The organism is Roseiarcus sp. (genome assembly GCF_052145395.1).
GTDB lineage: Bacteria > Pseudomonadota > Alphaproteobacteria > Rhizobiales > Beijerinckiaceae > Roseiarcus.
The window spans coordinates 1-6,594 of record NZ_JBKQOT010000674.1; the positions used below are offsets into that span (position 1 = coordinate 1).

At 64.0% G+C, this 6,594-nt stretch carries 7 protein-coding genes and 2 pseudogenes; 2 read left to right on the forward strand and 7 right to left on the reverse strand.

Going from position 1 to position 6,594, the window contains the following annotated elements:
* Positions 1–373: 373 nt before the first annotated feature.
* From ACLP25_RS23090 to ACLP25_RS23120, 7 genes and pseudogenes are all read right to left on the reverse strand, one after another.
* A complete protein-coding gene (locus tag ACLP25_RS23090; RefSeq protein ID WP_442471476.1) occupies positions 374–1,123 on the reverse strand; it encodes a DUF1638 domain-containing protein in 750 nt (249 codons plus the stop codon).
* Between the two features lie 370 nt (positions 1,124–1,493).
* Positions 1,494–1,652 (reverse strand): annotated as a pseudogene (locus tag ACLP25_RS23095) (ATP-binding cassette domain-containing protein); the annotation flags it as partial.
* Positions 1,618–2,346 (reverse strand): SDR family oxidoreductase, encoded by a 729-nt coding sequence (locus ACLP25_RS23100; RefSeq protein ID WP_442471477.1) that lies wholly within the window; start codon positions 2,344–2,346, stop codon positions 1,618–1,620. The gene ACLP25_RS23100 and the pseudogene ACLP25_RS23095, both read right to left, overlap by 35 nt.
* Positions 2,347–2,443: 97 nt before the next feature.
* Positions 2,444–3,646 carry an ROK family protein gene (locus tag ACLP25_RS23105; RefSeq protein ID WP_442471478.1) on the reverse strand — a complete coding sequence of 401 codons (1,203 nt, stop codon included), beginning with the start codon at positions 3,644–3,646 and terminating at the stop codon, positions 2,444–2,446.
* 61 nt (positions 3,647–3,707) lie between these two features.
* On the reverse strand, positions 3,708–4,592 hold the full coding sequence (locus ACLP25_RS23110) for a sugar phosphate isomerase/epimerase family protein (RefSeq protein WP_442471479.1): 885 nt from the start codon (positions 4,590–4,592) through the stop codon (positions 3,708–3,710).
* A 255-nt stretch (positions 4,593–4,847) separates the two neighbouring features.
* The gene (locus ACLP25_RS23115; protein WP_442471480.1) at positions 4,848–5,219 is read right to left on the reverse strand and encodes a hypothetical protein; all 372 of its coding nucleotides are present in this window, start codon (positions 5,217–5,219) and stop codon (positions 4,848–4,850) included.
* 289 nt (positions 5,220–5,508) lie between these two features.
* Complete coding sequence (locus ACLP25_RS23120) at positions 5,509–5,850, reverse strand: hypothetical protein (protein WP_442471481.1); 342 nt, start codon at positions 5,848–5,850, stop codon at positions 5,509–5,511.
* Positions 5,851–5,981: 131 nt separating this feature from the next.
* Between ACLP25_RS23120 and ACLP25_RS23125 the strand changes: the two are divergent.
* Both ACLP25_RS23125 and ACLP25_RS23130 read left to right on the forward strand, forming a co-directional pair.
* Positions 5,982–6,236, forward strand: a pseudogene (locus tag ACLP25_RS23125) (Arm DNA-binding domain-containing protein); the annotation flags it as partial.
* A gap of 73 nt (positions 6,237–6,309) precedes the next feature.
* On the forward strand, positions 6,310–6,594 hold a 285-nt coding region (locus ACLP25_RS23130), incomplete at its 3' end, for a phage integrase central domain-containing protein (RefSeq protein WP_442471482.1).

Below are 6,594 nucleotides of genomic sequence, written 5' to 3' on the forward strand. Positions count from 1 at the left end.
GCGAAAGCCGGGATCGGCGAATATTTCGCCTTCTACAACGAGCATCGTCTTCATCAGGGGCTCGGCTACCGCGCCCCAATGGCCGTCTGGCGCGACGGCGCGGTCCACAGGCAGAGCAGAATCAGCAGCAGACACAACCCTTGGCGGCTTGATAAAGGACAACCAGCAGACGGCCTTCCAACTTAACCGCCGCCAAAAACGGTCCCGCTGCGCGGGGCCACTTCACATCGTCTCTCCGACGCATCATGTTCAACTGGATGCGCCGCTCGAGAATTTCTGGGCCATGGTTCACGCGATCGTTGGTGAAAACGGGCTGGCGTCCGGGCTGCATTAAAGCTCTGGTCGCTTCGGCGGTCGCGCACTGACGTTGCGCTCACGTTGCGTTGACGCTATCCGCGCAGATCACATCCTGGTCATTGCTCGCAGCAATTTTCTGTCCCGGCTGTAGGACCAGAAAATCCCGCTCGTTCCAATCGCCATTCAGCAGCTTGGTGATCAAGACGGTGTCGCCGGCGAGTTCTTCGTAGATCCAGTTTCTTTCCCTGGCCTCATCTCGACAGATCTTTCGGTACTCTTCGAACGGACCCACCCCGGTGTCGATCAGGCTCAAGCGGCGATAGTTCTTGAACCAGTCGCCCATCGTCTCCATCAGGTAGTCGGCGTTGTCCTTGCCGTACTTTTCTACCAGCGCAGCGTAGTCATGGATGATGCCAAGCCGACGGGTGACGCTCGCCGGGTTGGCGTCGGGGTCGCCATCGCGCTCGATCCAACCGGGCGATCGATAAAACGTGCCCGGGTTGGCCTGGAAATGTTCGTCGTAGCGCGTCCGGGATCCGAGCAGAATAGTGATGCAGTCGTGCGCGCGGGGGATGACGATCGGCACCGGCGCATGCAAGCCGCGAACGCCGTTGTTGCACAGGCCGTAGAGCAGGACGATTGCGTCAGGCCAGGCGTCGGGCGTCCGCGCTGCGAGCAACGACTCAATTGTGTCTTGCAGGCGCGACGACATCGCCTCTTCGCCAATGTCGTGCAAGCTCTTCGGCATGGTCTCGACGTCGACGATGCAATGGCTCCGCGCAATCTCGGCCGCGGCTTCACGGTAAAAGATCTCGCAGCCAATCATCAAAAGGCGCTTGAGCGGAACGGGTTTGAAGCTACGCATGGACGTTCATTTCCATCGTCAGGACGCCAAGGTCATCCCGAAAGCGGATACAACCTTTATGAAGCTATCTCGCCGGGGACCCCGGCGCCACCGCCGCACGCGAAACTGATGCCCTCGATGACGGGACGGCTGCGCCAAGCCAGCTCGATGGTTGCGTCGATCGCGACGCCGGCGCGTAATCGTAGGGCGCCGACGTGGGAGGAACGTCCGCAGAGGGCGGTCTGTGGTTGTACAGGCGTCGCCAATGAAGGCCCGCTTTCCGAGCTTTACGACCGACCCGACCGGGCCGCGAAGCGCTTGATTTCAACCCCCGCCGTCTCGCCTAAGCCGACGGCGTCTCGGACCCGGCGATCTTGCGCAAGAGCGTGGTCTTGCCGCAGCCGCTGGGGCCGAGAAACGTGACAAGTTCATCGCGATCGACCGCGAGGCTGAAGTCCTCGACCAGAGACCGGGCGCTAGATGTCGAAGCTGCTCGGCAGCACGACGATATCGCGAATGGTCACGTTGCGCGGCCGCGTCAGCATGAAGAGAACCGCCTCGGCGACGTCCGAGGGGTCGATCAGGGCGCCCGCCGCTTTGGCCTTGTCGAGGTTCTGCTTTGGCCAGTCGGCGAGCATCGCCGTGACGACAGGGCCGGGAGAGACCGATCCGACCCGAATGCCGTGCCTAAAAGCCTGACGCCGCATGGTCTGGACAAAGCAGGTCATCGCCCATTTCGAGGCGGAGTAGACGGGCTCCCACGGAACCGGAAAATGCCCGGCGACGGAACTCGTCACGATGATGTCCCCGACCCCGCGGCCGATCATGTGCGGCAGAACGTCGTGCACGTTCTTGATCACGACATTGACGTTGAGATTGAGCATTTTGTCGATCGTTGCGGCGTCGGTATTGATGAGATCGCCGCCGATATAGGTCCCGGCGTTGGCGTGCAGAATATCCAGCTGGCCCGCCGCTTCGAGTATGCGCGGGAGCATCGACGCGCAACCCGCGGGGTCGAGCAGATCGAGCGCCACGGGGATGGCGGCCGCTCCGAGCTCTTTCTGGAGGTCGGCGAGCCGCGCCGAGTCGCGGTCGACGAGCGCGACGCGCGCGCCCGCGGCCAGCATCGCCTTGGCGCTGGCCAAGCCGATTCCCGATGCGGCGCCGGTGACGGCGGCGACTTTTCCTTCAAGCGACATGGACATTTCGGTCTCCTCGATTGTTCAATCTGCGCGCCCCGCGAACCCATTGTCGGTTCATGCGGCGCCGTTCACGGGCTGATCTCACCTCGCCTACGCCTGGTCATTCGATTGCGACCTTGCCGCGGAGCATCCGTTCGCCCGGCGACAAGAAAAGTTGATGCAGCATGCTTGCGGCCCCAAAGGCGGAGCCAGCCGAGGCCTCGGCGTTCAGCGCGATTTCCGGCAACGGAAAAGTTCCTTCCTGGCCGGCCTTTATGTAGCTCGCAACGCGCGCGGCGACCATCGGATAGAGCTGAGCCACCGACCCTCCGAGCACGATCCGGTTGGGATCGATCAGGCGGCAGGCCTGAACCAGCGCGAAGGCGAGCGCGCGCGCCCATTCGTCGGCGATGGCCACCGGACCGGGCGCCCGATCGCGCACCTCGAGCAGGAAATCGTCGAACCGATTCTCCGGGCGCCCGGTCAGCGCGCGGTATTCTCCAAGCACCCATTCGAGGCCGATCGCCTGTTCCAGGGTGCGGCCTTCGCCGCCCGGCGTCTTGAAATGGCCGATCTCGCCGGCCAGCCCGTGGCCGCCGCGGAATAGCTTGCCATCAATGACGATGCCGCCGCCGACGCCGCTCTCGATCACCAGAAACAGCGTGACGCCGGACGGCGCGCCTTTCATGCGATAGCTTGCCCCTATGGCGAAGGCGTTGGCGTCGTTTTCGGCCATGACCGGCATGCCGGGCGGCAAAATGGCGCGCAGCCGCTCGACGAGGTTGACGTTGCGCCAGCCGAGCAGCGGCGCGATTTGCACGACGCCCTCATCGCTCATCTGAGACGGCGACGACAAGCCGAATCCTTCGCTGCGCTCGCGCGCCTCGACGGTGAGGTCGCAGAAGGCCTGTTCAACGGCGCGAGCAATCGCTTCGTCGACGCCGACGGCGCGACCGTCAAAGGCCTCGACGTTGCTTCGCACGATATTGGCGGCAAGGTCGATCTGAACTGTCGAGATGTGCTCGACGCCAATCTCGGCGCCCAGGAACGAGACCGCGTCGGGAATGAGCTCCAAGAGGATCCCAGGCCTGCCCACCCTGGCGAAGGCCTTGTCCTTCCGCTTGTCGTCCTCAATCTCCCGCACCAGGCCAAGCGCCGACAATTCGGCAATGATGCTGCCGGAGGAGGATCGGTTGAGCCGCATCTCGCGCGCCAGGTCAGCTCGGCTCAACCGGCCAGCGTGAAAGAGCGCCTGCAGCGCCGCAGCCGCGTTGTTCTGACGGATCCGGCTCGGCGAACTTGCCAGCCTCACGATCTGGTTCAATCGTCAGTTTCCGTGTGGCGCGCGCTTGAGACTCGCCAGCATGCTCCGGGCCGGCTCCAGTCTATGGGCGCGCAAGGGTCGCACGGCGACGCTGAGCCTCCTCGTAACGAATTTCGATGAACCGCTTTGCGTGTCGGGCAAGCGCCTCGTTGTCGGTCCAGGTGTCGCGCCAGATGCCGCACGCCAGCGACAGCGCTTCATCGACGACGGCGTTGGAGAAACTCTCGAAGACGATGTCGCGGGCGTAGCCGATCTCGACCAGCGCGTCGAACATGCGGTCGAAGTCGACCACGCCGGCGCCGAGATAGCCGCGGTTGCTCTCGCCAATGTGGAAATAGCCGATCTTGTCGCCGGCGAGCCGGACGGAAGCGGCCGGATCGACTTCCTCAATGTTCATGTGAAAGGTGTCGAGGTGCAGGCGGACATGGTCCGATCCCGTCTCCCGGACGAAAGCGAGGCCTTGCGCCGTTGTGTTCAAAAGGTTCGTTTCGAAGCGGTTGACGATCTCCAGCACAAGCTCCACGCCCGACTGCTTGGCGATGTCGGCGGTCTTGGCGATCGCAGCGACGCTGTTCTTGCGGCCGCACTCGGTCGGCATGCGCGCGTATTTGGTATGCGCCGAATAGAGAATGCCGCCGAGCCGGATGCCGCCAATGTCGCGAACCGCTTTGACCGCGTCGGAGAGCAGCGCCTCGCCGGCACGGACCACGCCCAAGTCCTCACTGGACACGTCGGCCGAAAGGGGCAGGCCCATGGTGACGACGATGTCCAGGTCGAGCGCCCTGGCGCGCTTGGCCAGCCGCTCAAGGTCGAATTTCTCGGGGCGGAGATAGGCGAACTCGATGATGCCGAAGCCGCAGGCCGCCGACTTCTCCATCGCGTCTTCCAGCCCCTCCTGCGTCCCGCCGTCCGTCCAGACGAACGAATGTATGCCTAAGCGTCGCATTAGGTTCCTCCCGGGTCTCCCAAGACCATTATTCTTTTTTGATCGTTTGCACAACAAAATGGCGCGATGGCGATCCATTGCCTGAATGGAGTCGCTTGCCTGTAACGGATGATCGTTTGAGCAGGGGCTGTGGGACGCCAGCTTTCTCATGGCCAGGGGACTCGGCGCAACCGAGGTCGCTCGGATGCGGCGACCGGGAAAGCAAGGTTTTGCATGGATGCACAACAAATGTGCGAATAGCGGGCCTTTTCTCGGTCACGGGACGGCCGAGTCGACAATCGCCGTCCACGCCTGCGGCGTCACCGCATAGGCACCGACCGCTCCGCCATAAAACTTCCGCCAAAGCGATGGATGCACGATCGTCGCCAGGCAGGCGGCCAGGACTGGAACGGCGGCGAGAGGGTCGCCGGCAATCGGCGTCAGTTCCTCCTGCGATCCCAGATACGCGCCGCTGAGCAAGAACGCATCGAGCGCTTCGCTGAGGACCGCACGGCGCGATCCCGTGCGCTCGGCGGCGCCGAGGATCGCAAGGAGCGACTGATGGCTGAGCACGCCGGCGCGACCGACGGGGCGAACCTGCGTTCTGCCGCCCGCCGCGAGATCGAGCATGGCGCCGACGAGGTCCACGCCGGAAAAAACGCGTTCGCCGGCTCCACGAGGCGCGGATTGACATCGATGATCATCGGGCCGCCATCGGTCAGGATCACGTCCAACGACAGCCCGCCATGCCATCGAAGCGACGCCACGAGGCGCTCGAGACAATCGGCGAGGCCCGGGATGGCGATGCTTTGCTTGATCGCCGCGCCGCCGCCGGCGCCTTCCTTCACGCGCAGGTTGGCGTGCCAGGCGATCAATCGGCCACGGTTCGAAACCGCCTGCACCATCGCCAGAGGACCCTCCACCTCAGTTTGCGCGATCATTTCGTCGGACCCGAGACAGAGATCTTTGGCCGCGACGGCTCATCGGGCGAGCTCGCGCGTCGCACGCCCGAACTCGCCGTGCCGACCGACCGTTTGACGAAAACGGGAAAGTTCTTGACACGCCCGAGATCGGCGACGTCGCGGACCTCGACCGTTGGCGGTTGCGGCGCGCCGATCTCCGCGAGCGTCCGAAAGGCGGAAATCTTGTCCCGCACGCGCCGTAAGGCGGAGAATGGCGGAACGATCGTCGGAACGGTCAGGCGCTTCTCCTGCTCCGACAGAATGGTCACCTGCTCCTGCGTGGGAAGCAGGGTGGCCGGCGTAACAATGCGTGACATCCGAAGACGCTTTGCCTGCAAATTTCCTTATTTTGCCTTGCGTTGCGCCCCAGAGGCCTCCACATAAGGGAACAACGGGGTACGTTGAGAGACGGGGTGTTTCCGGTACCCCTGGAGCCATGGGGTACCGCATGAAAAAGATCCTGACCCAAGCCGGCCTCGACGCCCTGAAGCCGAAAGAGTCGCGCTACCAAGTCGCGGACGCCCAAATCGGCGGCCTGCGAATCGCCGTCCAGCCATCGGGGACGAAGTCGTGGATCTTGCGCTACAGGCTTCACGGGAAGCAGGCGAAGCACACGATCGGCAACTACCCGCTCATCCCCCTCAAAGAGGCCCGCAGGAGGGCCGCCAAGGCCAAGGCCCTGATCGCCGACGGCGGACAGCCCAGACGCCGAGAAGAAAGCCGCCCGGGCCGCCGAGAGGGCCGCCACGGAGGCGCCGGCCGACCTGTTCGAGTCCGTGGCGCAATCCTTCGTCGCGAGGCACGTGAGGGCAAAGCGCCCCCGCACTGCGCAAGAGGTCGAGCGTATCCTGCAACACGACGTCCTGCCCGTGTGGCGCGGGCGGCGGTTGTCGACAATCACCAAGACCGACACACGCCAGTTGCTCGACCCTCTGGTCGACCGCGCCCCCGTCCTCGCCAATCGCGTCTTGTCCATCCTGAAGACGTTCGGACGATGGGCCATCGAGCGCGACCTTATCGAGAGGAGCCCGTTCGAGGGCGTGCGCCAGCCCGCTGAGGAG